This is a genomic window from Muricoccus nepalensis (assembly GCF_006438825.1).
GTDB classification, from domain to species: domain Bacteria; phylum Pseudomonadota; class Alphaproteobacteria; order Acetobacterales; family Acetobacteraceae; genus Roseomonas; species Roseomonas nepalensis.
Window position 1 is genome coordinate 1 of record NZ_RCZP01000032.1, and the last position, 24,128, is coordinate 24,128.

General features: G+C 74.2%; 23 protein-coding genes and 1 pseudogene. 13 read left to right on the forward strand and 11 right to left on the reverse strand.

Going from position 1 to position 24,128, the window contains the following annotated elements; genetic code table 11:
- From EAH89_RS22700 to ccmA, 4 genes and pseudogenes are all read right to left on the reverse strand, one after another.
- Positions 1–260 (reverse strand): annotated as a pseudogene (locus EAH89_RS22700) (hypothetical protein); the annotation flags it as partial.
- A gap of 51 nt (positions 261–311) precedes the next feature.
- On the reverse strand, positions 312–725 hold the full coding sequence (locus EAH89_RS22705) for a hypothetical protein (protein WP_140885988.1): 414 nt from the start codon (positions 723–725) through the stop codon (positions 312–314).
- Positions 726–757: 32 nt separating this feature from the next.
- Positions 758–1,408, reverse strand: coding sequence for a heme exporter protein CcmB (gene ccmB / locus EAH89_RS22710; protein ID WP_140885989.1), 651 nt, complete (start codon positions 1,406–1,408; stop codon positions 758–760).
- The gene (gene ccmA, locus EAH89_RS22715; protein ID WP_241667156.1) at positions 1,405–1,995 is read right to left on the reverse strand and encodes a heme ABC exporter ATP-binding protein CcmA; all 591 of its coding nucleotides are present in this window, start codon (positions 1,993–1,995) and stop codon (positions 1,405–1,407) included. The genes ccmB and ccmA overlap by 4 nt, the downstream gene beginning before the upstream one ends.
- 103 nt (positions 1,996–2,098) lie before the next feature.
- On the opposite strand from ccmA, the gene acnA reads away from it, so the two are divergent.
- From acnA to EAH89_RS22730, 3 genes are all read left to right on the forward strand, one after another.
- Entirely contained in the window at positions 2,099–4,804 is a 2,706-nt protein-coding gene (gene acnA / locus EAH89_RS22720; protein ID WP_140885991.1) for an aconitate hydratase AcnA, read from the forward strand.
- Positions 4,805–4,952: 148 nt separating this feature from the next.
- Positions 4,953–5,900, forward strand: coding sequence for a diacylglycerol/lipid kinase family protein (locus EAH89_RS22725; protein WP_140885992.1), 948 nt, complete (start codon positions 4,953–4,955; stop codon positions 5,898–5,900).
- On the forward strand, positions 5,897–6,658 hold the full coding sequence (locus EAH89_RS22730) for a metallophosphoesterase family protein (protein ID WP_140885993.1): 762 nt from the start codon (positions 5,897–5,899) through the stop codon (positions 6,656–6,658). Before EAH89_RS22725 ends, EAH89_RS22730 begins: the two co-directional genes overlap by 4 nt.
- A 78-nt stretch (positions 6,659–6,736) precedes the next feature.
- Here the strand turns inward: EAH89_RS22730 and EAH89_RS22735 are convergent, their stop codons facing one another.
- Positions 6,737–7,978, reverse strand: a complete 1,242-nt coding sequence (locus EAH89_RS22735; protein ID WP_140885994.1) for an MFS transporter — start codon at positions 7,976–7,978, stop codon at positions 6,737–6,739.
- 71 nt (positions 7,979–8,049) lie between these two features.
- Between EAH89_RS22735 and EAH89_RS22740 the strand changes: the two genes are divergently transcribed.
- The 4 genes from EAH89_RS22740 (at position 8,050) to EAH89_RS22755 (ending at position 13,128) form a co-directional block, all read left to right on the forward strand.
- Positions 8,050–11,070, forward strand: a complete 3,021-nt coding sequence (locus EAH89_RS22740; RefSeq protein WP_241667158.1) for a helicase-related protein — start codon at positions 8,050–8,052, stop codon at positions 11,068–11,070.
- A gap of 9 nt (positions 11,071–11,079) precedes the next feature.
- Positions 11,080–11,373 (forward strand): RNA-binding S4 domain-containing protein, encoded by a 294-nt coding sequence (locus EAH89_RS22745; protein WP_140885995.1) that lies wholly within the window; start codon positions 11,080–11,082, stop codon positions 11,371–11,373.
- A gap of 147 nt (positions 11,374–11,520) precedes the next feature.
- Positions 11,521–11,853, forward strand: coding sequence for a ferredoxin FdxA (gene fdxA / locus EAH89_RS22750; protein WP_140885996.1), 333 nt, complete (start codon positions 11,521–11,523; stop codon positions 11,851–11,853).
- 432 nt (positions 11,854–12,285) lie between these two features.
- On the forward strand, positions 12,286–13,128 hold the full coding sequence (locus EAH89_RS22755; protein ID WP_241667159.1) for a CarD family transcriptional regulator: 843 nt from the start codon (positions 12,286–12,288) through the stop codon (positions 13,126–13,128).
- 133 nt (positions 13,129–13,261) lie between these two features.
- On the opposite strand, the gene EAH89_RS22760 is transcribed toward EAH89_RS22755, so the two are convergent.
- The 3 genes from EAH89_RS22760 to EAH89_RS22770 form a co-directional block, all read right to left on the reverse strand.
- Positions 13,262–14,059, reverse strand: a complete 798-nt coding sequence (locus tag EAH89_RS22760; RefSeq protein ID WP_140885997.1) for a Bax inhibitor-1/YccA family protein — start codon at positions 14,057–14,059, stop codon at positions 13,262–13,264.
- A gap of 124 nt (positions 14,060–14,183) precedes the next feature.
- Positions 14,184–16,697 (reverse strand): ABC transporter permease, encoded by a 2,514-nt coding sequence (locus tag EAH89_RS22765; protein WP_338325544.1) that lies wholly within the window; start codon positions 16,695–16,697, stop codon positions 14,184–14,186.
- Positions 16,698–16,707: 10 nt separating this feature from the next.
- Positions 16,708–17,442 carry an ABC transporter ATP-binding protein gene (locus EAH89_RS22770; protein WP_140885998.1) on the reverse strand — a complete coding sequence of 245 codons (735 nt, stop codon included), beginning with the start codon at positions 17,440–17,442 and terminating at the stop codon, positions 16,708–16,710.
- Positions 17,443–17,500: 58 nt separating this feature from the next.
- On the opposite strand from EAH89_RS22770, the gene EAH89_RS22775 reads away from it, so the two are divergent.
- From EAH89_RS22775 to EAH89_RS22800, 6 genes are all read left to right on the forward strand, one after another.
- Positions 17,501–18,112 (forward strand): arylesterase, encoded by a 612-nt coding sequence (locus EAH89_RS22775; protein WP_241667160.1) that lies wholly within the window; start codon positions 17,501–17,503, stop codon positions 18,110–18,112.
- 6 nt (positions 18,113–18,118) lie between these two features.
- A complete protein-coding gene (gene thpR, locus EAH89_RS22780; RefSeq protein ID WP_140886000.1) occupies positions 18,119–18,655 on the forward strand; it encodes an RNA 2',3'-cyclic phosphodiesterase in 537 nt (178 codons plus the stop codon).
- Positions 18,656–18,684: 29 nt separating this feature from the next.
- A complete protein-coding gene (locus EAH89_RS22785) occupies positions 18,685–19,395 on the forward strand; it encodes an NAD-dependent deacylase (RefSeq protein ID WP_140886001.1) in 711 nt (236 codons plus the stop codon).
- Positions 19,386–20,021, forward strand: coding sequence for a uracil-DNA glycosylase family protein (locus EAH89_RS22790; RefSeq protein WP_161993718.1), 636 nt, complete (start codon positions 19,386–19,388; stop codon positions 20,019–20,021). The genes EAH89_RS22785 and EAH89_RS22790 overlap by 10 nt, the downstream gene beginning before the upstream one ends.
- A gap of 85 nt (positions 20,022–20,106) precedes the next feature.
- Positions 20,107–20,823 carry a phosphatase PAP2 family protein gene (locus EAH89_RS22795; RefSeq protein WP_140886002.1) on the forward strand — a complete coding sequence of 239 codons (717 nt, stop codon included), beginning with the start codon at positions 20,107–20,109 and terminating at the stop codon, positions 20,821–20,823.
- A 112-nt stretch (positions 20,824–20,935) separates the two neighbouring features.
- The gene (locus tag EAH89_RS22800) at positions 20,936–21,550 is read left to right on the forward strand and encodes a LysE family translocator (RefSeq protein ID WP_140886003.1); all 615 of its coding nucleotides are present in this window, start codon (positions 20,936–20,938) and stop codon (positions 21,548–21,550) included.
- 9 nt (positions 21,551–21,559) lie between these two features.
- Here EAH89_RS22800 and EAH89_RS22805 read toward each other — a convergent pair whose 3' ends face one another.
- The 3 genes from EAH89_RS22805 to EAH89_RS22815 form a co-directional block, all read right to left on the reverse strand.
- The gene (locus EAH89_RS22805; RefSeq protein ID WP_140886004.1) at positions 21,560–22,447 is read right to left on the reverse strand and encodes an NAD(P)H-hydrate dehydratase; all 888 of its coding nucleotides are present in this window, start codon (positions 22,445–22,447) and stop codon (positions 21,560–21,562) included.
- Positions 22,448–22,475: 28 nt separating this feature from the next.
- Positions 22,476–23,249: a histidine phosphatase family protein gene (locus tag EAH89_RS22810; RefSeq protein WP_140886005.1), complete on the reverse strand. Its 774-nt coding sequence runs from the start codon at positions 23,247–23,249 to the stop codon at positions 22,476–22,478.
- Between the two features lie 67 nt (positions 23,250–23,316).
- A complete protein-coding gene (locus EAH89_RS22815) occupies positions 23,317–24,009 on the reverse strand; it encodes a DUF6544 family protein (protein WP_140886006.1) in 693 nt (230 codons plus the stop codon).
- Positions 24,010–24,128 lie beyond the last annotated feature (119 nt).

Here is a 24,128-nt window from a genome sequence, read left to right on the forward strand (position 1 = left end):
GCGGGGCGCGGCGGCCGGGCCTCGCGCGCGGGCGGGCGGGCGGCGGGGGCGCCCTTGCGCGCGGCCGGCCGGGACGGCGCCACCGCGCGCCGCGGCGACGCGCCCGCCCTGGCCCGCGCGCCGGCGGGCGGAGTCGCGCGGGCGGGGGCTTGGCGAGCGGCCGCGGCCGGGCGCGCCCCGCCGGGCTCGCGCGGCGCCGGGGCGGCGGCGGGCCCGGTGAGGAGGCAGGCGAGGATCAGGGCGGCGCGGCGGAACGTCATGGCCGCATCCTGCACCGCCGGCCCCGCCGCGTCAGGCGGGCCGGCGGGCGGTCAGGTTTCCGGGAAGAGGGGAAGCGCGCCCTCGTCCTCGCGCCGCCGGCGGGCGCGGGCGGCCTCGGCGGCGCGCAGGCGGAGCAGCTCGTCCAGCATGCGGTCCATGGTCTGCCAGAGGGGCTCGTTGCCCTGGCGCTCCTTCATGACCAGCGCGTGGGCGGCGAGCGTCACGTTCAGCGTGCCGCGGGTGGTCTCCGGGCGCGGCATCCGCATCTGGACGAGGGCCTTCTCCACCTCCTCCAGCGGCGCGCCGATGGTCTCCGCGATGAAGGCGGGCTCGTGCCCGGCGCGGCGCAGGCGGCGTGCCTCGTCGCGCTGGCGCGGCTCCAGGGCAATGGCGGGGCGCAGCATCACCGTGCGGCGCGACATCTCGCCCGAGCCGGAGCCCGGCGGCTTTCCCTTGAATGCCATGCCGATACTAACGCCGGAAAGCGGCCCCCAATTCAACCCTCCCGCAGCGCGGCCCCGGCCGCCAGAGGCGCGAGCGGCAGGGCGCCCGCGAGGAAGGCGGCGAGCAGGAGGAGGAAGGGGCGCGGCTCCGCGCCCGCCGAGGCGGCCTCGATCGCGCCGGCCGCGAAGATGACCACGGGCACGGCCAGCGGCAGGACGAGCAGCGGCAGCAGCACGCCCCCCCGCCGCGCCCCGAGCGTCAGCGCCGCGCCGAGGGTGCCGAGCAGCGACAGGACCGCCGAGGCGAGGCCGAGGGCGAGCACCGCCACCCCCCAGGCCTCGGCCGGCAGGGCAAGGAGGGCGCTGGCGATGGGCGTGGCCAGCAGCAGCGGCAGGCCGGTGACCACCCAGTGCGCGGCCGCCTTCGCGGCGGCGAGCCCCGCGGGAGGGAGGCCCGTGGTGAGGAGGAGGTCGAGCGATCCGTCCTCCGCCTCGGCGGCGAAGAGGCGGTCGAGCGGCAGGAGGGCGGCCAGCAGCGCGGCCGTGACGAGCGCGCCGGGCGCCAGCCGGGCGAGCGCCTCGGGCGAGGGGCCGACGCCGAAGGGGAAGAGGGCGCAGACGATGACGAAGAAGAGCACCGCCGCCAGCGCCTCCGCGGGGTGGCGGAGGGCAAGCCGGAGCTCGCGCAGGAAGACCGCGATCAAAGCTGGAAGTCCCGCGCGCCCGGCAGCGGCAGCGGCAGGTGGGTGGCGGCGAGCACGATGCCGCCGCGCGCGCGGTGCGCGGCGAGGAGGGTGCCGAGGCGGGCGACGGAGGCGGTGTCGAGTCCCAGCGTCGGTTCGTCGAGCAGCCAGAGCGGGGCGTCGCCCAGGACGAGGCGCGCGAGCGCCAGCCGGCGCCGCTGCCCGGCGGAGAGGGTGCGGCAGGGCAGCCCGGCCAGCGCCGAGAGGCCGAGCGCCTCGAGCGCCGCCGCCGGCTCGCCCCCGCGGAGGCGGGCCCAGAAGGCGAGGTCCTCGGCCGGGGTCAGCGCGGGCTTGATGGCGTCCTGGTGGCCAAGGTAGCGCGTGCGGGCGCCGTGGGCCGCGGCGTCGGCGGCGATGTCCTCGCCCTCCCAGGCCAGGCGCCCCGCGGCCGGGCGCAGCAGGCCGGCGATCACCCGCAGGAGGGTAGACTTGCCGGCGCCGTTGGGGCCAAGGAGCAGGAGGGCCTCCCCGGGCGCCGCGCGCAGCGACAGCCCGGCGAAAACCACCCTTCCGCCGCGCCGGGCGGCCAGGTCTTCCGCCGCCAGCACGCCCCCCGGATCCCCCCTGAAAACGGTCCCGCCCCTGGACCGGAAACCCTTGCCATGCTTCAAGCAGCCCCGAAATTCAAGCATGCCCGGGGAGTTGCGACGCATGACCAAGATCGGCCAGGACACCCTCAAGACGCGCCGGACGATCTCCGTCGGCGGCAAGACCTACAACTACTTCTCCATTCCCGATGCGGGTAAGGCCCTGGGCGTCGATTTCGCCCGGCTTCCGAACAGCCTGAAGGTGCTGCTCGAGAACGTGCTGCGCTTCGAGAACGGCGGCACCTACAAGGTCGAGGACGCGAAGGCGATCGCCGGCTGGCTCGAGAAGGGGCAGTCCGACCGCGAGGTTCCGTTCCGCCCCGCGCGCATCCTCATGCAGGACTTCACGGGCGTGCCGGCCGTGGTCGACCTCGCCGCCATGCGCGACGGCATGCTCAAGCTCGGCGGCGACCCGCAGAAGGTGAACCCGCTGGTGCCGGTCGACCTCGTGATCGACCACTCCGTGATGGTGGACGTCTCGGGCACCGCCGACGCGCTGCGCAAGAACGTCGACATCGAGTACGAGCGCAACGGCGAGCGCTACGAGTTCCTCCGCTGGGGCTCGGCCGCCTTCGACAACTTCCGCGTCGTGCCCCCCGGCACCGGCATCTGCCACCAGGTGAACCTCGAGTACCTGGCGCAGGTGGTGTGGACGAACGACGACGCCGGCGACACCTACGCCTATCCTGACAGCTGCTACGGCACGGACAGCCACACCACCATGGTGAACGGCCTGGGCGTGCTCGGCTGGGGCGTGGGCGGCATCGAGGCGGAGGCCGCGATGCTCGGCCAGGCCATCGCCATGCTCATCCCCGACGTCATCGGCTTCAAGCTGGTCGGCAAGCTCAAGGAGGGCGTCACCGCCACCGACCTCGTGCTGACGGTTACGCAGATGCTCCGCAAGAAGGGCGTGGTCGGCAAGTTCGTGGAGTTCTACGGCCAGGGCCTGACGCACCTGCCGGTCGCGGACCGCGCGACCATCGGCAACATGGCGCCCGAGTACGGCGCGACCTGCGGCTTCTTCCCCGTGGACGAGGCCACGCTCGGCTATCTCCGCCTCTCCGGCCGCGAGGAGGCCCGCATCGACCTCGTGCGCGCCTTCGCCCAGGCCCAGGGCATGTGGCGCGACGACAGCACGCCGGACCCGGTCTTCACGGACACGCTGGAGCTCGACCTCTCGACCGTCGTGCCCTCAATGGCCGGGCCGAAGCGGCCGCAGGACAGGGTGGTGCTGACCGAGATCGCCACCTCCTTCGGCCGCGAGCTGCCGAACCTGGCCGCCCCCGGCGCCCCGCCGGCCGATTCGCGGGTCGCCGTCGCCGGTGCGAACTACGACCTCGGGCACGGGGACGTGGTGATCGCCGCCATCACCTCCTGCACCAACACCTCCAACCCCTACGTGCTCGTGGCCGCCGGCCTCGTCGCGCAGAAGGCGCGGGCGAAGGGCCTGAAGCCGAAGCCCTGGGTGAAGACCTCGCTCGCCCCCGGCTCCCAGGTGGTGACCGACTACCTAATGGCCTCCGGGCTGCAGGCGGAGCTGGACGCGCTCGGCTTCCAGACGGTCGGCTATGGCTGCACCACCTGCATCGGCAACTCCGGCCCGCTGGCGGACGCGATCGTGGACGCGGTGGAGGACAACAAGCTCGTCGTTGCTTCCGTGCTCTCGGGCAACCGCAACTTCGAGGGGCGCGTGCACCCGAACGTGCGCGCGAACTACCTCGCCTCCCCGCCCCTCGTGGTCGCCTACGCCCTGGCCGGCACCATCACGAAGGACATCACCACAGCGCCGCTCGGCAACGGGCATGACGGGCAGCCCGTGTACCTCCGCGACATCTGGCCGGAGCAGGCGGAGATCAACGAGGTCGTCCACCGCGTCCTCACCCGCGAGATGTTCCGCTCCCGCTACGCCGACGTCTTCAAGGGCGACGAGCACTGGCAGGGCATCCAGGTCGAGATGGGCAGCGACACCTACCGCTGGAACTCGGGCTCCACCTACGTGCAGAACCCGCCCTATTTCGAGGGCATCTCGCCCGAGCCCGCGCCGGTCGGCTCCGTGACCGGGGCCCGCGTGCTTGCCGAGCTCGCGGACAGCATCACAACCGACCACATCTCCCCGGCCGGCTCCATCAAGAAGGCCTCGCCCGCCGGCGAGTACCTCCTGGAGCACCAGGTGCGGCAGGACGACTTCAACTCCTACGGCGCCCGCCGCGGGAACCACGAGGTCATGATGCGCGGCACCTTCGCCAACATCCGCATCAAGAACGAGCTCGTCCCGGGGATCGAGGGCGGCATCACCAAGCACTACCCCTCCGAGCAGGTGATGCCGATCTACGACGCGGCCATGAAGTACAAGGCCGAGGGCGTGCCGCTGGTGATCTTCGGCGGCAAGGAGTACGGCACGGGCTCGTCCCGCGACTGGGCCGCCAAGGGCACGATGCTGCTCGGCGTGAAGGCGGTGATCGCCGAGAGCTTCGAGCGCATCCACCGCTCGAACCTGGTGGGCATGGGCGTGCTGCCGCTCGTCTTCAAGCCGGGCGAGGACCGCAAGAGCCTCGGCATCACCGGCGCCGAGACGATCGACATCCTCGGCCTCGAGGACCTCAAGGCGCGGATGCTGCTCGACATCGTCATCCACCGCCCGGACGGCACCGAGACCCGCACCCAGGTCCAGTGCCGCGTCGATACGGCCGACGAGGTCGAGTACTACAAGCAGGGCGGCATCCTTCACTACGTGCTGCGCAGCATGGCCGGGGTGAAGGTCGCGGCCTGACCCGGCGGCGAAGGCCGGCATGGAAGGGGGCGCGGGCCGGGGGGTCCGCGCCCCTTTTCGTTTCGCGCCCCTCCCGGCCGGCTCTTTTCGGGCTGGGGCCGTGCCGCGGGCGAAACCCTTCCACGCGGCGCGGCGTTCGCCCGGCGCAATGGGGGACAGGCTTCTGGACGATCAGCGCCCACTGAAGCGGGCAGTCCTGGTGATGAACGGGCGCGCGGGCACGCTCTCCGCCCGGCCCGAGCTGCCCCGTCTGATTCCGGAGGCGCTCCGCGCCGCGGGATTCGACCTCACCATCATCGCCGAGGACGCGGCCCCAGACATGCAGGGCCGGGTGGAGGCCGCCATCGCGACCGACGCGCCGGTGGTGATCGTAGGCGGGGGGGACGGCACGATCCGCAGCGTCGCCTCCCGGCTCGGCGAGAGCGGGCGGACCCTCGCGGTGCTGCCGCTCGGCACCCTGAACCTCCTCGCCCGCGACCTCGGCATGCCGCTCGACCCTGTGGAGGCGGCGCTCGCCCTCGGGCGGTCCGTCGAGCGGCGGATCGACGTCGGCGAGGTCAACGGCGAGGTCTTCCTCTGCCAGGCGGTCATCGGCCTGCCGAACTACATCAACCGCTACCGGGAGCTGCACCGGCGGGAGAAAAGCTGGCGCTCGCTGCTGAAGGTCTTCCTGGCCGCCGGCCGCTTCCTGCTCCGGCAGCGGCCGCACCGGCTGATGATCAACGCGCCCGGCTGGCACAAGCCCTGGCGGATCTGGACGCGGGCGCTCTCGGTCGTGAACAACGGCTACGAGGAGGGGGCGGGGCGGATGTTCCACCGCCCCGTGCTCGACGGGGGGGAGCTGCACCTCTACGTCAGCCGTCGCTTCTCGGTCGGCTGGTCGGCCAAGATGCTGCTCTCGATGGCGCTCGGCATGTGGAAGCGCTCGCGCGAGATCGAGATCGTCTCCGGGCCCTCCTTCACCGTCCGCTCCCGCCGGCAGAGATTGCGGGTGATGAACGACGGCGAGGCCTGCATCCTGCGCACCCCCCTGCAATTCTCGATGCGCCCGCGCGGCCTGGCCGTGCTCGCCCCGCCCCCGGAGGCGGAGGGATGAGGATCATCGACCACATCTCGGACCTGCACTTCCGCCGGATCGACCAGCGCGCGGTGGACGCGCTGCTCGAGCGGCTCAACGCGGACCCGGCGCATCTCATCGTCGTCTCGGGCGACCTGACGATGCGCGCCCGCCCGCGCGAGTTCCGCGCCGCCCGCGCCTTCCTCGACGCGCTGACGGTGCCCTGGCTCGCCGTGCCGGGGAACCACGACATCACCGCCTATTACCTGTGGGAGCGGCTCCTCAATCCCTTCGGCCGCTGGGAGCAGATGATCGCCTCCGACACGGAGCCGATGTACGAGGACGAGGAGATCCAGGTGATCGGCCTCAACACCGTCTCGCGCGGCGGGCTGCACCTGAACTGGGAGAACGGCCGCGTGCCCCGCTCCGGGCTGCTGCGGCTGGTCCGCCGGCTGCGCCGCCTGCCGGAGGGGCCCTTCCGCATCGTGGTGGCCCACCACCCCTTCCTCGCGCCGCCGGAGCGGCCCGACACGCCCGTGGTGAAGCGGGGCGAGCGGGCGCTGCGCGACCTGGCGCAGGCCGGCGTCCGGCTCGTGCTCTCGGGACACCTGCACGTGGGCTTCCACAACCTGCACGCCGTGACCGCCGAGGAGGGGGACTCGCTGCTCGTGCTGCAGGCGGGCTCCGCCACCTCCACCCGGCTCAGGGGCGAGCGGAACGCCTACAACCGCGTCATCGTGGAGAACGGGCGCGCGCGCTGGACCGCGCATCACTGGGACGGCGAGGCCTGGTCCTAGGGCATCGCCGCCCGTCGCCGCGGACACGGGCGGCACCCCCTTCCCCGCCCGGCCCGGCGGGAGGGTGCCCCGCCGGCCTCAGCCCTCCCGCCAGCGCCAGGCCACCGGCAGCGCCACGGCGCAGAGCGCCGCCATCGCCAGGAAGGCTCCGGCCCCGTAGGTCGCGTAGAGCGCGCCCGCCGCCAGCATCGCCATCGCCTGCGCCCCCGTGTTGCCGAGCGCCGCGTGCAGGCTCTGGGCCGAGAGCGCCTCCCCGGGCGGCGCGTTCGCGGAGAGCCAGCGCATCGCGCCCATGTACTGCACGCCGAAGGTGACGGCGTGGAGCGCCTGGAGCGGCACCAGCAGCCAGAACTCCGTCGTGGCAGCCAGCGCGCACCAGCGCAGGACGCCGGCGCCGGCCGCGAGCAGCATGAGGGTCCGGGGCGAGAGCCGCCCGAGCAGCGGCCGCGCCCAGAAGAAGAGCAGCACCTCCGCGAGCACCCCCTCGGACCAGAGGAAGCCGATCGCTTCCGGCGAGTGCCCGGCCCGCGCCCAGTGGATGGAGGAGAAGCCGTAATAGGCGGCGTGGCTTCCCTGGACGAGGCCGGTGATGGCGACCAGCCGCCCGAAGCCCGGCCGCCGCAGGAGGTGCAGCGGGAAGACCCGGCGCAGCCCGCCGCCACGGGTGGGGGCCGGGCGCGGCGCCCCGGCCTCGGCGCGCGGGAGCGCCCAGGCGGCGAGCGCGGCCGCGGCGTAGCACCCGCCGAGGAGCCAGGGCATGGCCGCGTAGCCGATCCGGGAGGCCAGCCACCCCGCCCCGACCGCGCCGAGGATGAAGGCGACCGACCCCGCGGAGCGGACCCGCCCGTAATCCGCGCCGGCCCGGCGCGTGGCGGCCAGCGTCAGCGCCTCGCCCACCGGGCCGAGGGGTGCCATGGCGGCGGCGAAGACGACCTGGACCGCGAGCACCGCGAGGAAGCCGCCCGCCGGGAGGAACATCGGCGCGGCGAGGGCCGCGGCGGCGGCGCAGGGCACCAGCATCAGCCGCCCGTCGCCCAGCCGGTCCGCCAGCCGCCCGAAGGCCGGGCCCACCGCGAAGCGCACCAGCGAGCCCGCGAAGAGAACCCCCGCCACCGCCTCGGCCCCCAGCCCCTTCCCCGCGAGGAAGGGCGGCAGGAAGGGCATGGTGACGCCGACGCCGAGGAAGCTGGCCGCGAGGAGCAGCGCGAGGCGGAGGAGCGGTTCCCCTGGCCGCGGGGCGGAACGGGCCGCCGGCGCGGGGCCGGGCCCGGCGATGGCTCCGGGGGCGGGTGGCACGGGGACGGGAGGGGGCGCGTTCATGAGTCCCCGGCACCCTCCCGCTAACCTCAGCGCTTGCCAAGGCGGCGATGCGGGGCCACACGTCCCGGCCAATGAGCCCGCTCTCAGACCGCCAGATGTTCCCCTCCCGCGTGAAGGCCGTCCTTGGCCCGACGAACACCGGGAAGACCCATCTGGCCATCACCCGCCTGCTGGCCCATTCCAGCGGCATCATCGGCTTCCCGCTCCGCCTGCTGGCGCGCGAGAACTACGACCGGATGGTGGCCGCCAAGGGCGAGCGGCACGTCGCCCTCATCACCGGGGAGGAGAAGATCGTCCCCCCCGGGGCGAAGTGGTTCGCCTGCACGGTGGAGGCCATGCCGCTCGACCGCCAGGCGGAGTTCGTGGCGGTGGACGAGATTCAGCTCTGCGCCGACGCCGACCGCGGGCACGTCTTCACGGACCGGCTGCTGAACGCGCGCGGGCTGGTCGAGACGATGTTCCTTGGCGCCGAGACGATCCGGCCCTTGCTGCAGCGCCTCGTGCCGCAGGCGGAGATCGAGAGCCGGCCGCGACTGTCCCAGCTCACCTATGCCGGGCCGGCCAAGCTCACCCGCCTGCCCTCCCGCTCGGCGGTCGTCGCCTTCTCGGCGGGGGAGGTCTACGCGATCGCGGAGGCCATCCGGCGGCGGCGGGGCGGCTGCGCGGTGGTGATGGGCCGACTGAGCCCCCGCACGCGCAACGCCCAGGTTGCCCTCTACCAGAACCGGGAGGTCGACTTCCTCGTCGCGACCGACGCGATCGGGATGGGGCTGAACATGGACGTGGACCATGTCGCCTTCGCGAACCTGCAGAAGTTCGACGGCCACCGCCCCCGCCTGCTGAACCCGCAGGAGGCCGCCCAGATCGCCGGGCGCGCGGGGCGCGGCATGCGGGACGGCACCTTCGGCGTCACCGCCGACTGCCCGCCGCTCTCCGACGAGATGGTCTACAAGATCGAGGGCCATCACTTCGAGCCGCTGACGACGCTGGCCTGGCGGAACAGCGACCTCGACCTCGGGAGCATCGACGGGCTGCTCGACAGCCTCGCCCGGCCACCGCCCTTCCAGGGGCTGGCGCGGGGCAACGACGCCACCGACCACGTCACGCTGGAGGCCCTCTCGCGCGAGCCCGAGGTGCGGCGCCTGGCGGGTTCCCGCGCCCGCGTGCGCCTTCTCTGGGAGGCCTGCCAGATCCCGGACTTCCGGAAGCTGGCGGACGAGAGCCACACCCGTTTCTGCGCCCGCGTCTTCGGGCATCTGGCGCAGGAGGGGACTCTGCCGGCAGACTGGGCCGAATCCCAGATCGCCTATCTCGACAACACCGAGGGCGACCTCGATACGCTGATGGCCCGGCTCTCGGGCATCCGCACCTGGACCTATGTCGCCGCCCGCGCCGACTGGCTGAAGGACGCAACCGCCATGCAGGAGGCCGCACGCGCCGCCGAGGACCATGTCTCCGACGCGCTGCACGAGAGGCTCACCGCCCGCTTCGTGGACCGCCGCGCGGCCCATCTCATCCGCAAGCTCGACGAGGGGGAGGACGACCTTCTCTCGGCGGTCGCGCGGAACGGGGACGTGGTGGTCGAGGGCCATCCCGTCGGGCAGGTGAAGGGCTTCGTCTTCGAGACCTCGGCCGACGCCGAGGACGAGGAGGAGCGCAAGGTCATGCTCCGCGCCGCCCGCCGGGCGCTGCGCGAGGAGATGCCGCGCCGCGTCGCCGCCCTCGAGGCCGCGCCGGACGAGGCCTTCGGGCTGACGAAGTTCCAGCGGATCACCTGGAAGGCGGAGGGGGCCGACGAGCCGGCCGAGGTGGCCAAGCTCAAGCCCGGCACCTCGCCCGAGAAGCCGGTGATCGAGCCGATCGACTCGGAGTTCATCGACAGCGCCCAGCGCGACCGCATCCGCGCGAAGCTGGCCACCTGGTTCGACGCCCTGGTCGCGCGCGACTTCGCGCCGCTGATCGAGGCCGAGGCCAAGGCGGCCGAGGACGCGGAGCTGCGCGGCCACCTCTTCCGGCTGCGCGAGTACCTGGGCCTTCTGCCCGGCGGCACGGAGCGCGAGATCACGCCCGAGCTGCGCGGCAAGCTGAAGGCGATCGGCGTCCGCGCCGGGCGCTTCGCCCTCTACATCCCCGAGATGCTCAAGCCCCGCCCCATGGCGCTCAGGGCGCAGCTCTGGGCGCTGAAGGCGAACTCCGCCGTGCCCTCCCTGCCCGGCGGCGGGCTCGTCTCCATCGTGCCGCCGCGCGACTGGCCCCGCGGCTTCGCGGCGACCATGGGCTGGGTCCAGGCCGGCCCCGCGCTGGTGCGCCTCGACGTCGCCGAGCGGATCGCGGGCGAGCTCGGGCATCTCACCCGCCGCTCCCCCGCCGCGCTGCCGATGGACGTGGCCAGCCGCCTCGGCGCCAAGGCCGACACGCTGCCGGCGGTGCTGAACGCGCTCGGCTTCCGCCTTCTCGCGTCCGAGCCGCTGGAGGAGGGCGCCTACGGCCCGCCCGCGCCGCAGCTCGTCGCCGCCCGGCGGGAGGACAGCCAGCGCCACCGGGGCCCGCGCCGCGAGGGCGCCGAGGGAGAGGCACGCGGCTTGCGGGAGGGCCAGGACCGCCGCGGGCGCGACCGCCCGCGCCGGGACGCCGCGCCGGCCACGCCCGCCGAGGGCGCCCCCCTTCCCGAGGGGGCCGAGGCGGCGCCGGCGGAAGGGGCTGCCCCCGCCGAGGGAACCCCGGCGGTCGCGCGCGAGGGACGCCCGCCGCGCGGGCCGCGCCGCGACAACCGCCAGGGCCAGGGCCAAGGCCAGCGCCAGGGCGGCGAGCGCGCCGCGGGCGCGCCGGAGGCCGGGCGCGGCGGGGATCGCGGCCGCCCGGACCGCGGCCCCCGGCCGCCCGGCGACGCGCCCCGCGGCCCGCGGCCCGAGGGCCAGCGCTTCGAGGGGCCCCGCGGGGAGGGCCCGCGCGGCGACCGCGGCCCGCGCCGCGACCGCCGCGACGACGCCCCGCCGCAGCCCCGCCCCGTCTTCGAGGCGCGGCGCGACAAGGCCGCGGACCCGGACAGCCCCTTCGCCGTGCTCGCCCGGCTGAAGCTCGGAAAGACCTGACGCCCCGGCATGGCGGAGGCGGAGGACCGGGACTGGCAGCGCCTGGACAAGTGGCTCTGGTGCGCGCGCCTGTCCAAGACGCGCTCGGCCTGCGCCGCCTTCGTCGAGCGCGGGGGGGTGCGCCTGAACCGGCAGCCCGTGGACAAGCCGCACGCCCGGCTCCGCCCCGGCGACGTGCTGACCCTGGCGCTGGGCGGCGCGGAGCGCGGCGTGGTGAAGGTCTGGCGCGTCCAGGCCCTGGCCGAGCGGCGCGGCCCGCTGGCGGAGGCGCGGACGCTCTACGAGGAGATCGGGCCGGAATGAACGCCGCGCGCGGGCACGCCGGGCGGCCGATGTTCGCGCCGCGCGCTCCTGCTCGCCAATTCCGCGCCTTGCGCAGCGCGTCCCCGCGGTCCATTTCCGCCGGGTCGGGGCCGCCCGCCGTTCCGCGGGCTCTATGAGGGGCTGACTGTGACCTACGTCGTCACCGAGAACTGCATCAAGTGCAAGTACATGGACTGTGTCGAGGTTTGTCCGGTGGACTGCTTCTACGTCGGCGCGAACATGCTCGTGATCCATCCCGACGAGTGCATCGACTGCGGCGTCTGCGAGCCCGAGTGCCCGGCGGAGGCGATCCTTCCCGACAGCGACGACCGCGCGACCGACTGGGCCGAGCTGAATCGCACCTACTCCGCGCAGTGGCCGAACATCTCCCGCAAGGGCGAGCCGCCGGCCGACGCGAAGGAGTGGGACGGCAAGCCCGGCAAGGCCGAGCTGTTCGACGCCGCGCCCGGCGAGGGCTGACGCCCCGCCGCATGGGGCCGGCGCGGCGCCCGGCCGCGTCGTTGCAGCCGTGGAGCTTCCTTCGCGGCGTCCCCACAACCCCGGCGCGTCCGCGGCGTTGCGCCGTGATGATTCCCTGCGTCGTGACCGGGCCGGCAATCCGTGCTACGGTTCGTTATCGAATACGGACACCGGACCGGGCGATGCCGGGCTGGGGACGGAAAACACGCGCCAGGATGGCCGCCGGGCGCGTCGTCCCGTCGTGGCCGGAACACCCCTCACCGATCCCGATGCCCGCGCGGGCGCCAGGGTCGTGACGCCGTGCCGGCGCCGGCGGGCGGGATCGTGGCTGGGCCTCTTCGAGGGGCCCGGTTCCCCGAACCTCGGCTTCCAGGCGCCATCCCGGCCCTTGCCGGCGGGAACGGCGGCGAGACAGAGATTGCGGAGAGCATGATGAAGGCACCCGCCGGGAGCAAGTCCCCGAGCAACCCGAGCCTGCCCAAGGCGGCCGCGCCGACGGCGAAGGCCAAGCCCATCGCGTCCGACCGCAAGACGGAGCCGGAGGCGGCCGCGCCGAAGAAGGCGCCGGCCGTGGCGCCGAAGGCGAAGGCCGCCGCCGCCCGGACCGACGTCGCCGCGAAGACCGAGGCCCCGGCCAAGCGGGCGCCGGAGAAGCCGGGGATGGCCGAGGCCCAGGCCCCCGCGCCCGTGCCGCCGCCCGAGCCCGCGGCGCCGGAGGCGGTGATCCAGGCGCCGATGCGTCCGGCGCCGCCGCCCAAGCCGCTCGGCAACGCCGGCAAGGACTTCCGCGCCGGCGACTTCGTCGTCTACCCCACCCACGGCGTCGGCCAGGTGCAGGGCATCGAGGACGTGCCGATCGCGGGCCAGACCCTCAAGGTGATCACCGTCACCTTCGAGGAGAACCGGATGACGCTGAAGGTCCCGATGGCCAAGGCGGCCTCCTCGGGCCTGCGCAAGCTCGCCTCCGAGAAGGTGATGGGCGAGGCCATGGAGACGCTGCGGGGCCGCGCACGGATCAAGCGCACGATGTGGTCGCGCCGCGCGCAGGAGTACGAGCAGAAGATCAACTCGGGCGACCCGATCGCCATCGCCGAGGTGGTGCGCGACCTGCACCGCAACGCCGGCCAGCCCGACCAGTCCTTCTCCGAGCGGCAGATCTACGAGCTGGCGCTGGAGCGGCTGGCCGCCGAGGTCGGCGCGTTGGACCGCACGGACAAGGTGGCGGCGACGCAGAAGCTGCTGGACCACCTCAAGACGGTGGAGAAGGAGAAGTAGCCCTCCCCTCCCCGCCGCCCGGCCCCCGCGAGGGGAGCCGGGCTTTTTCATGCGCGGGCCGACCCGTTGGACGAGCACGAAAAAACCCCGGGGATTGCTCCCCGGGGTTCCGTCGTTCGGCGTCCTGCCGCGGTCAGTCGGACGAGTTGCGCACGCCCATGAACTGCAGCAGCAGCTGGAAGAGGTTCACGAAGTTGAGGTAGAGGCCCAGCGCGTCCATCACGGAGCGCTTGCCCGCCTCGTCGGAACCCTCGGCGTAGCTGTACTCGATGTAGTCGCTCTTGATCCGCTGCGTGTCGTAGGCGGTGAGGCCCGTGAAGATCACCACGCCGAGGACCGAGATCGCGAACTGCAGCGCGGAGCTGCCCACGAAGGCGTTGACCAGGCCGGCGATGAGGATGCCGATGAGGCCCATCATCAGGAAGCCACCCATCCGCGTCAGGTCGGCCTTCGTGGTGTAGCCGTAGAGGCTGACGGCCGCGAACATGCCGGCGGTGACGAAGAAGGTGCTGGCGACCGAGGCGCCGACATAGACGACGAAGATGTTCGCCATGCTGGCGCCCATCGCCACGCAGAAGGCCCAGAACAGCGCCTGGGTCGTCGTGCGCGAGAGCCGGTTGATGCCGAAGGACAGCACCATCACGAAGGCCAGCGGCGCGAACATCGCGACGAAGCCGAGGATGGTGGGCTGGGTGGCCAGGCCGCGCGGCGTCCGCACCACGTTGAAGAACAGCTCGGCGAGGCCGGTGTTCGCGATCAGGTAGGCGGTGATGGCCGTCAGCGCGAGGCCGGAGGCCATCCAGTTGTAGACGCGCAGCATGTAGGCGCGCAGCCCGGCATCCAGTGTGGCGGCATCGGTGGCGGCGCGACCCAGCGGCTGGTTCCAGACGGACGGGCCGTTCTGGAGACGGTTGTCGGGACCGAAGGCCATGAGGTTCAGAACTCCTTCCGGGATGGACACCCGCCCATCCCTGCGTGAGAGATATATGGACTTCTTGTAATGCGGATCAAGCGGCAATCCGCAGGGAGGGGCCGGAAAGCGGGGGTGGTGCCCATCACTCGTTCCGCAGCAGCGGCGCCGCCTTCGCCCGCAGGGCCAGGGCGGTCCCGGCATAGCCCATCGCGAGGGTGAGGGCGATGCAGAGAAGGATCGTCACCGCGAGGGTGCCGGGCAGGAAGGTCCAGTCCGTCCGCATGACGAATCGGGTCACCCCCCAGGAGGCCAGCGTGCCCACGGCCGCCGCGACCAGGCCGGCCACGAGGCCGAGCAGCCCGAACTCGACCAGCCAGGCGCGCCGGATCTGCGAGCGGGAGGCGCCGAGCGTCTTGAGCACCACCGCGTCCCGGATCCGCCGCCGCTGCCCCGCCGCCACGGCGCCCGCCAGCACCAGCAGGCCCGAGACGAGCGTCAGCGCCGCCGTGGAGGAGAGCGCCGTGCCCAGCCGCTGCAGGAGCACGGCCAGGGCGTCGAGGGCGTCCCGCACGCGGATGCCCGTCACGTTCGGCAGCGCGTCGGTCACCGCCCGCAGGAGGTTGCCGTCCTGGGCGGGGTCGCCGCGGACGGTCGCGATGTGGGTGTGGGGCGCGGCCTCCAGCATGCCGGGCGAGGCGATCATGGAGAAGTTCAGCCCGAGGCCCCGCCACTCAATGTCGCGGGTGGAGGCGACCTTGAGGTCGATGTCGCGGCCGAGGACGTTCACCGTGATCGTCGAGCCGGGGCCGGCCTTCCAGCCGCGCGCGAGGTTGTCGTCGAGGGAGACGAGGGGCTCGCCCCGGTAGTCCGCCGGCCACCAAGCGCCCTGCACCACGCGCGTGCCCTCGGGCGGGGCGGCGGCGTAGGTGAGGCCGCGGTCGCCGCGGAGCGCCCAGCGGGTCTCCTCCGTCGCCTGCACCTGGTCGGCCGGCACCCCGTTCACCTTCGCGATGCGGGCGCGGAGCGACGGCACGCGGCGGACCTCGGTGACGCCGGGCACGGCCCTCGCGACCCGGTCGAACTCGGCGGCCTGATCGGACTGGATATCGATGAAGTAGAAGGAGGGCGCGGCGTCCGGCAGGCTCTCGCTGATCTGCTTGCGAAGGTTCCCCTGGATGAGGGCAATGGCCGCGAGCGTGGAGAGGCCGATGCCCAGCGAGACGAGCATCAGCGAGGTCGGCGCCCCCGGCCGGTGCAGGTTGGCCAGTCCCAGGCGGAGGGAGGGGCGTCGCCGCACCGGCAGCCGCCGGGCCACCGCCTGCAGCCCGGCCGCCGCCAGCCGGAAGAGGCCGAGCGTGCCGAGGGCGGCGAGGCAGAACCAGAGGGCGAAGAGCGGCCGCTCCGCCGTGCCCACCACCAGCGCGATGAGCGCGGCCACGGCCGCGGCGTTGGCCAGGACCAGCCCGGGCCGCGGCCGACGCGCGTCGGGCAGCAGGTTGTCCCGGAACAGCGCGGCGCCGGGGATGTCCCTGGCACGGCCGAGCGGCCAAAGCGCGAAGGCGAGGGCCGTCAGCAGCCCGTAGGCCGCGGCGAGCGCCAGGGGCAGCGGGTAGAAGCCCAGTCGCGGCGGCACCGGCAGGGCGCCGGCGAGCGCCACCGCGGCCAGCGCCGTCAGCGCGTAGCCGGCGACGAGCCCGATGACGATCCCGAGCAGCGCGAGGCCGAGTACCTGGATGAGGTAGGTGGCGAAGATGGCCCCCGCGGGCGCACCGAGGCAGCGCAGCGTCGCGATGGTCCGCGCCCGCTGCTCCAGCCAGGAGCGCACGCCGGTGGCCACGCCGATGCCGCCCACGAGCAGCGCCGTCAGCCCCGCGAGCACGAGGAAGGAGGCGGCCTGGTCGAGGAAGCGCGTGACGCCCGGCTGGCCCTGGGAGGAATCGCGCACCCGCCAGCCGCCGTCGGCGAAGGGCTGGGCGCGGAGCGCGTCGGCGACGGCGCGCGCGTCGGCGCCGGGCGGCAGGGCGGTGCGCATCTCGTAGGTCACGAGGCTGCCGGGCTGCACCAGCCCCGCGGCCTCCAGTGCCGCGAGGGGGATGATGGCGCGGGGGCCGAGCACGGCAGCGCCCGCGGCCTTGTCGGGCTCCGAGACGATCGCGCCGCGGTAGCGGAAGCGGGCGTCGCCGATCCGCACCACCGCGCCGGGCGAGAGGCCCAGCCGCTGCGCGACCAGCGGGTCGAGCGCCACGGGCGGCAGCTCCCCCGGCCCCGCGCCGAGCGGCCCCGGGGGATCGAGCGCCAGCTCGCCGTACAGAGGGTAGGCGTCGTCGGCCGCCTTCAGCTCGACCAGGGTCCGCTCGCCCGAGGGGGCCACGGCCATGGAGCGGGTGAGGACGAGCCGGGAGACGCGGCCGCCGCGCGCCTCGGCCCAGGCAAGGGCCTCAGGCGGGAAGGGCCGGGAATTGGCGGCCAGCACGTCGCCGCCCATCAGCCGGGCGCCGTCGGCCTCGAGCCCCGCCTGCACGGCGGCGCGCAGGGTGCCCACCGCCGCGATGGCCGCGACCCCGAGGGCGAGGCAGGCGAGCACGATCCTCAGGCCCCGGACGCCCCCGCGCAGCTCCCGCCGCGCCAGGCGCCAGCCCATGGCCCAGTTCTTCACGCGACGTTCCTCACGCGGATGGGCCCGTGTCGGAGACGATGCGGCCGTCCTCCACCCGGATCTGGCGCTCGCAGCGGGCGGCCAGGGCGGGGTCGTGGGTGATCAGCAGCAGGGTGGTCCGGAACCGCTCCCGCATGCCGAAGAGAAGGTCCATGACCTTCTCCCCCGTGGCGCGGTCGAGGTTGCCGGTGGGCTCGTCGGCCAGAAGGAGGGCGGGCTCGGCCACGAAGGCGCGGGCGAGGGCGACGCGCTGCTGCTCGCCGCCCGAGAGCTGGCCGGGGTAGTGGCCGACCCGGTGGCCGAGGCCGACGGACTTCAAGGCCTCCTCCGCCCGCTCGAAGGCGTCGGGGCGGCCGGCGAATTCGAGGGGGATGGCGACGTTCTCGAGCGCCGTCATGGTCGGCACGAGGTGGAAGGCCTGGAAGACGATGCCGAGGTTGTCGCGCCGGAAGCGGGCCAGCTCGTCCTCGTCCAGGGCGGCGAGGTCCTCGTCGGCCACGCGGAGGGTGCCGCCGCTGGGGCGCTCCAGCCCGGCCAGCAGCATCATGAGCGAGGTCTTGCCGGAGCCCGAAGGCCCAACGATCCCAACCGCCTCGCCGGGGTTCACGGAGAGATCGACGCCCCGGAGGATGTTGACCTCACCCCCCGCCCCCACCACCCTGAAGGCGAGTGAGCGTGCGTCGATCAGGGGCGCGCTGGCCGTCACCGTCGTGGCGGCCGGGGTCTGAGTCAGGGAATCCGGCATGGGGGCGAGATTGGGGCGCCGGGCGCTCATCGGTAGGGGCAGCGCCGGTTTCGTTCTGTTGCTGGCCGGAAATGGTCGGGCCGGCGCGCAGGCCCCGGCCGGCCGGCCGCTGCGCCTGCTGATGCTCGGCGACAGCATCACCGCCGCCTACGGCCTCTCGCGCCCCGAAGGCCTGCCCGCCCGGCTGGAGGCCGCGCTGCAGGCCAAGGGCCGGCCCGTCACGGTCCTCGATGCCGGCGTCTCCGGGGACACCACGGCGGGCGGGCGCTCCCGCCTCGAGTGGTCGCTGGCCGAGAAGCCGGACGCCGTGATCGTGGCGCTGGGCGGCAACGACGGGCTGCGGGCGATCGAGCCGCGGGCCAGCCAGGCGAACCTGAAGGCGATCCTCGAAACGCTGAAGGCCCGCGGGATCCCCGCGCTGCTGGCGGGCATGTACGCGCCGCCGAACCTCGGCGCCGACTACGTCCGGGAGTTCGCGGGCGTCTTCCGGCGGCTGACCGAGGAGAACCCGGAGGTCGTCTTCTACCCCTTCCTGCTCGACGGCGTGGCCGGGGACCGGGCGCTGAACCAGGCCGACGGCATCCACCCGAACCCCCGGGGCGTTGAGGAGATGGTCCGCCAGATGCTCCCGGCGGTTGAGACGCTCCTCGATAAGGTGAGGCCCGCCTGAGCTGCCATGGTCCGTCTCTTCGTCGCGCTCGCCCTGCCGGACACGCTGCGAACGCAGCTCTCCATGCTCGCGGGCGGCATCCAGGGCGCCCGCTGGGTGCGCCCCGAGAACTACCACCTGACCCTTCGCTTCATCGGCGAGGTCGAGAACTGGCGGGCCGACGAGGTGGACGAGGCGCTCTCGGCCATCCGCTGCAAGACCTTCGACCTCTCGCTCCGCGGCGTCGGCACCTTCGAGAAGGCGGGCAAGATCGGGGCGCTGTGGATCGGCGTCGAGAAGAACGAGGGGCTGACGCACCTGCAGTCGAAGATCGAGACGGCGCTGCAGCGCGTCGGGCTGGAGCCGGAGCGCCGCCGCTTCGCGCCGCACGTCACCCTCGCCCGGACCGACCGCGCGCCGCCCGAGAAGCTGGTGGCCTGGGTGCAGGCCCACAACCTGTTCCGCGCGCCGCCGGAGCCGATGGAGCACTTCACCCTCTTCTCCTCGCGCCTCGGCAAGGAGAGCCCGGTCTACGTGCCCGAGGTCGAGTACGAGCTTGCCTGACGCGGGGGCGATGACGATCTGAGGGCGGCATGGCAGCCCCCACGATCGTCATCCTCACCGGCGCCGGGATCTCCCGCGAATCCGGCCTGCACACCTTCCGCGACCCCGACGGGATCTGGGCGCGGCACCGGATCGAGGACGTGGCGACCCCCGAGGCCTTCGCCCGCGACCCCGCCCTGGTGCAGGGCTTCTACAACGCCCGGCGCGCGGCGCTGCGCGACCCCGCGATCCGCCCCAACGCCGCGCACGAGGCCCTGGCCGAGCTCGACTGGCGCTGGCCGGGCGACCTGCTGCTGGTGACGCAGAACGTGGACGACCTGCACGACCGCGCGGGCTCGCGGCGCCTCGTCCACATGCACGGGGAGTTGGCCAAGGCGCGCTGCCTCCGCTGCGGCGCCGTCGGGCCCTGGGAGGGGGACCTCTCTCCGGAAACCCCCTGCCCGGCCTGCGGGGCGGCGGGGGGGATGCGGCCCCATGTCGTCTGGTTCGGCGAGCTGCCGCTCGAGATGGAGCGGATCGAGGCGGCGCTGGACGACTGCGGCCTGTTCGTCTCGATCGGCACGAGCGGCGCGGTCTACCCGGCCGCCGGCTTCGTGCGGGAGGTGCGGCACCGCGCCGAGACGCTGGAGCTGAACCTCGAGCCGAGCGAGGGGAGCCATCTCTTCGGCGAGGCCCGGCACGGCCCCGCGACGGTCCTCGTCCCCGCCTTCGTGCGGGAGGTGCTGGCCCGATGGGGGTGATCCCGCCGGGCGGGGCCGAGCCGCGGGACCCCGGCCTGGCGCCCGGCGCCAGCATGGCCGAGGCGGCGGCGGCGGCGAGCGCCTGCACCCTCTGCGCCCGCCACCTGCCGCTCGGCCCCCGCCCTATCCACCAGCTGCACGAGCGGGCGCGCATCCTCGTGACCAGTCAGGCGCCCGGGACGAAGGCGCACCTGTCGGGCATCCCCTTCGAGGACGCCTCGGGCGAGCGGCTGCGCGACTGGCTCGGGATGGATCGCGACCGCTTCTACGACCCGACGAAGCTCGCGATCCTGCCCATGGGCCTCTGCTACCCGGGGCGCCTCCCGCGGGGCGGCGACTGCCCGCCGCGGCCGGAATGCGCGCCCCTCTGGCACCCGAGGATCCTGCCGCGCTTCACCAACCTCCGGCTCCGCCTGCTGGTCGGCGCCCACGCGGTGCGCTTTGTCCTCGGCGGGCGGATGCCGCTGGCCGAGCGGGTGGCGCGCCACGCGGAAACCCTGCCCGCGCATTTTCCGCTGCCGCATCCCTCCTGGCGGACCCTGGTCTGGGCCAAGCGGCACCCCTGGTTCGACGCGGAGGTCATCCCCGCCCTGCGCCGGGAGGTGGAGCGGGCGCTCGCGGAGTGAGGCCGGCCTGCGCCGAGGGAATCGGCGAGGCGTCCAAACTGATTTCGTAACGGCTTGTCAGGGCTCTTCTGTCATAGCCTTCGGCATGCAGGCTCTGGACTCCGCGGCTCTCCTGTCGCTCAACCGCTGGGTCGGGACGAGCTGGACCTTCGACTACCTGCTGCTGACGGTCCTCGAATCCTCGCTGCTCAAGGGCGGCGTGCTCGTCGCGCTGCTCTGGTGGCTCTGGGAGCGGGACGCCTCCGACCGCTCGCCGCTCCTGGTCGCGAGGACCCTGGCCGGGACCCTCGTCGCGGTCGCGCTCGCGCGGGGGATGCAGAACTTCCTTCCCATGCGGCCGCGCCCCCTGCACGACGCGGCCCTGGCGGGGAGAGGCTTCCGGCTCGCCGAGGATATCCCCGCCACCATCCTGGAGGGGTGGAGCTCCTTCCCGAGCGACCATGCCGTCCTCGCCTTTGCCATGGCGACGGCGGTCTTCCTGGCGCATCGCGGGCTCGGCGCCTTCGCCCTCTTCTGGGCGCTGGTCGTGAACGGCCTGCCGCGGGTCTATTTCGGCCTTCACTACCCCTCGGACATCCTGGGCGGCGCCGCGATCGGCATCGCCGTCATGGCCCTGGTGCACGGCCTGCGGGTGTCTGGCGGCGTGGAGCGGGCCGTGAGGCGCTTCGCCACCGAACGCCGGGGGCTGTACTACGCCGTCTTGTTCCTCGTGACCAACCAGATGGCCACCGTCTTCGAGGGAGCGCGCGACCTGGCCGAGGCCGGCGCCACCGTGGCGAAGCTGATGCTGCAACGCCTCTGACCCAGGGGGGACGCGGCGCGCAATGGGGCGGAGGCGTGGCTTCACAGCCGCTCCCGCCAGGAGGATGATCCCAGGACGGCCGAACGCGGCCTCTCACCGGGACCTGGCCTCCATGACCCTCTCCGGCCTGCTGGTCTTCGCGGCCGCCTACCTCGTGGCGACCGCCTCCCCTGGGCCCGGGATCGCGGCGCTTGTCGCCCGCGTGCTGGCGAAGGGCACGCGGGGCGTCCCCTGGTTCATCGCGGGCTTCGTGGTGGGGGACCTCGCCTGGCTCGCGATCACGGCGGCGGGGCTCTCGGTGCTCGCGCAGCGCTTCGCGGTCCTGTTCCTGGTCATCAAGTACGCGGGGGCGGCCTACCTGCTCTTCCTGGCCTTCCGGCTGTGGTCCGCGCCGCGCGATCCCGTGGCCCTGGACCGGCCCGTGCCGGCGGAGAGTGGTCCGCGGCTGTTCCTCGCGGGGCTGGCGGTCACGCTCGGCAACCCGAAGGTGATCGTCTTCTTCGTGGCCCTGCTCCCGACCGTCGTGCGGCTGGACGCGCTCTCCCTCGCGGGCCTGCTGGAGATCGCCGCGCTCGGCGCCGCCATCCTGACGGCGGTGCTGTCCGGCTACGCCCTCGCGGCCGCGCGGGCGCGGCGGCTCTTCACCTCGCCGCGGGCCGTTCGCGCGTTGAACCGGGGCACCGGGGCCGTGATGGCGGGCGCGGCGGTGGCCATCGCCGCGCGCTGAACGCCCGCGCTAGCCGGCCGTCGCCGAGAGGTCCGCCATGATGGCGGGGATCTCGGCCAGCAGTTCCCGCGCGAGGAAGCCGAGCGGCCCGATCCGCCGGGAGAGGCGGTGCCCGGCCTCCGCGTGCAGCCAGACCGCCCAGGCCGTGGCCTGCACCGGGGTTGCGCCGCGCGCCAGCAGCCCAGCCACGATCCCCGCCAGCGTGTCCCCGGAGCCGGAGGTGGCGAGGCCGACGAGGCCGTGGTCGCAGGACAGGGCGGCACCCCCGGGCGCCACCACCCAGGTCAGCGAGCCCTTCATCGCAACGACCGCCCCGAGCGCGTCCGCCGCGCGGCGGGCGGCGGCGAGCGGGTCGGCGGAGACTTCCTCCTTCGGGATGTGAAGGATGCTCGCCATCTCGCCGGCATGGGGCGTGACCACGCTGCGGCCGCCGTGGCGGCGGAGCGCCTCCGGGTGCGCGCCGAGGTTGCTCATGGCCCCGGCGTCGAGAACGATGCCGGCGCCCGGGTCCAGCCCGTCGAGCAGGGCGGCGGCGAGCGCCCGCGCGCCCTCCCCGCTCATCCCGGGCCCGAGCAGGACCGCGGCGCAGCCGTCCAGGCGGGGCAGGAGCGCGGCGGCGGCGCCGGGGGCGATGGTGCCCTCCGCGGTCTCCTCGAGGGCGACGACGAGGGCCTCCGGCATGGCCATCGCGAGGTGGAAGGCGGCGGAGCGCACGGTGGCTAGGCGCAGCTTCCCGGCGCCAGCCCGCAGGGCGGCCTCGCCGGCCAGCAGCACCGCGCCGGGCACCTCCGCGCAGCCGCCAACAACCTGGACGGTGCCGCGCTGGGACTTGTCGTCGTCGGCGGCGGGGATGGGGAGAGGGTGGGCGCGCAGCCAGGCGGGGTCGATCGCCGTCATGCCCGGGGGTTCCGGGCGAGGAGGGCCCTCATGGCGCGACCTCCTTCGCGTCCGGCTCGGCCGTGACGGGCGTTCCCTCGCGCTCCAGCGGCGCCACGAAGTTGTAGCGGGCGAGGTGCAGCGCGCCCGTGGCCCCCTTCGCGCGGTCGAAGCGGTACTCGGTGATGCCGCAGTTCGGCACGTCCCCCTCGCGGTCGATGGCCAGGATGCGCTCCTCCGTCATGTTCTCGAGCAGGTAGCGCAGGCAGAGCACGACCACCTGGTGGCCGACGACGATCACCCGCCGCCCGCCGTGGTGAAGGCTGATCGTGTCGAGCGCGGAGCGCAGGCGCAGGATCACGTCGCACCAGGATTCGCCCCCCGGCGGCCGGTGGTAGAACTTGCCGAGCAGGCGGCGGAACTCGGCCTGATCGGGGTGCACGTCGCGGATGCCGCGCGTGGTGAGGCCGTCGAGGACGCCGAACTCCTTCTCCCGCAGGCGCTCGTCGATGACGAAGTCGTCGGGCGCGACGGGCAGGCCGCCGGCCTCGTGGATCAAGCCGGCCGTCTGGCGGGCGCGGTGGTAGGGCGAGCAGAGCACGACCTCGGGCCGCGCCTCCTCCGGCATGGCGCCGAACCAGCGGCCGAGGGAGCGCGACTGCTCCTCGCCGAGGGCGCTGAGCGGCACGTCGACGTCCCGCCCCGGGACCTCGATGCGGGCAGCGCCGGCGCGGTGCGCCGCGTCGCGCGCGACGTTCCCCGCGCTCTCGCCGTGGCGGACGATCCACAGCGTGTCGGGCCAGCGTTGGGACGGGTGCTGCATGGGGGCGCGATCCTCTTCCCCAGCCCAACGCCCCGCTGCCGGGTCGGTTGGGCCGGGGGTGCCGCGGTCAGGCGATGGCCCAGCGCTCGATCCGCCCCTGCCATACGGTGAACCAGCGCCCTTCCACCTGCCAGCCGACCTCGCCCGCGAAGGGCAGCCATCGTCCCTCGTGCCGCCGGTGGTCGTGGAACCGCCCGCGCCAGGGGCGTGGAACGAAGCGCCCGCCCTCGTGGCGCGGCCGGTCGTCGGCCCGGGCCGAGGCGATCCGCCCCTCCTCGTCCAGCCCGAGTTCCACCTCCGCCCGCGCCGCGCCCTGGCCGGCGGCCACGCGGAGCGTCCGCTCGTCCAGCACCCGCCAGGAGAGGAACGGGTTCGACAGGATCGCGTCCGGTGCCCAGGCGAGCTCGGCGAGGTAGCGCATCATCTCTCCCCTCGCCGCCTCCTCCCCGCCCCGCAGCCCCGCGATCCGCAAGAGGCCGAGGAAGCGCACCTCGAGCCACGCCTCCCCGTCCTGCAGGGCGTCGGTGACCGCGACGCAACCGAGCGGACCGGTCCGCGCGCGCCAGGTGAAGGCGGGCCGTTGGAGGTCGATCCCCTGCCGTGCGGAGAAGGGCGCGAAGCGATCCGTCGGACCGTCGCGCATCGTACCCGCCTGAGTGAGCGTGACGCGCGCCGGCGAGGGGCGGCCCGCGGCGCCCAGGCGCTGGGCCAGCGCCCGGACTTCCGGCGGAAGGACGGGGGGCAGGCCGGAGTTCACCATCGCTTCGCTCTTCCCCTTGCGCGGCAGGTCGAGGGGGACACCCGGCGGCCTGCCTTCAAGCTGGGCCGGACTCGCCCCGTCGCGGCCGGAGGACAAGGCGCGTTCGCGGGCGCCTGCCC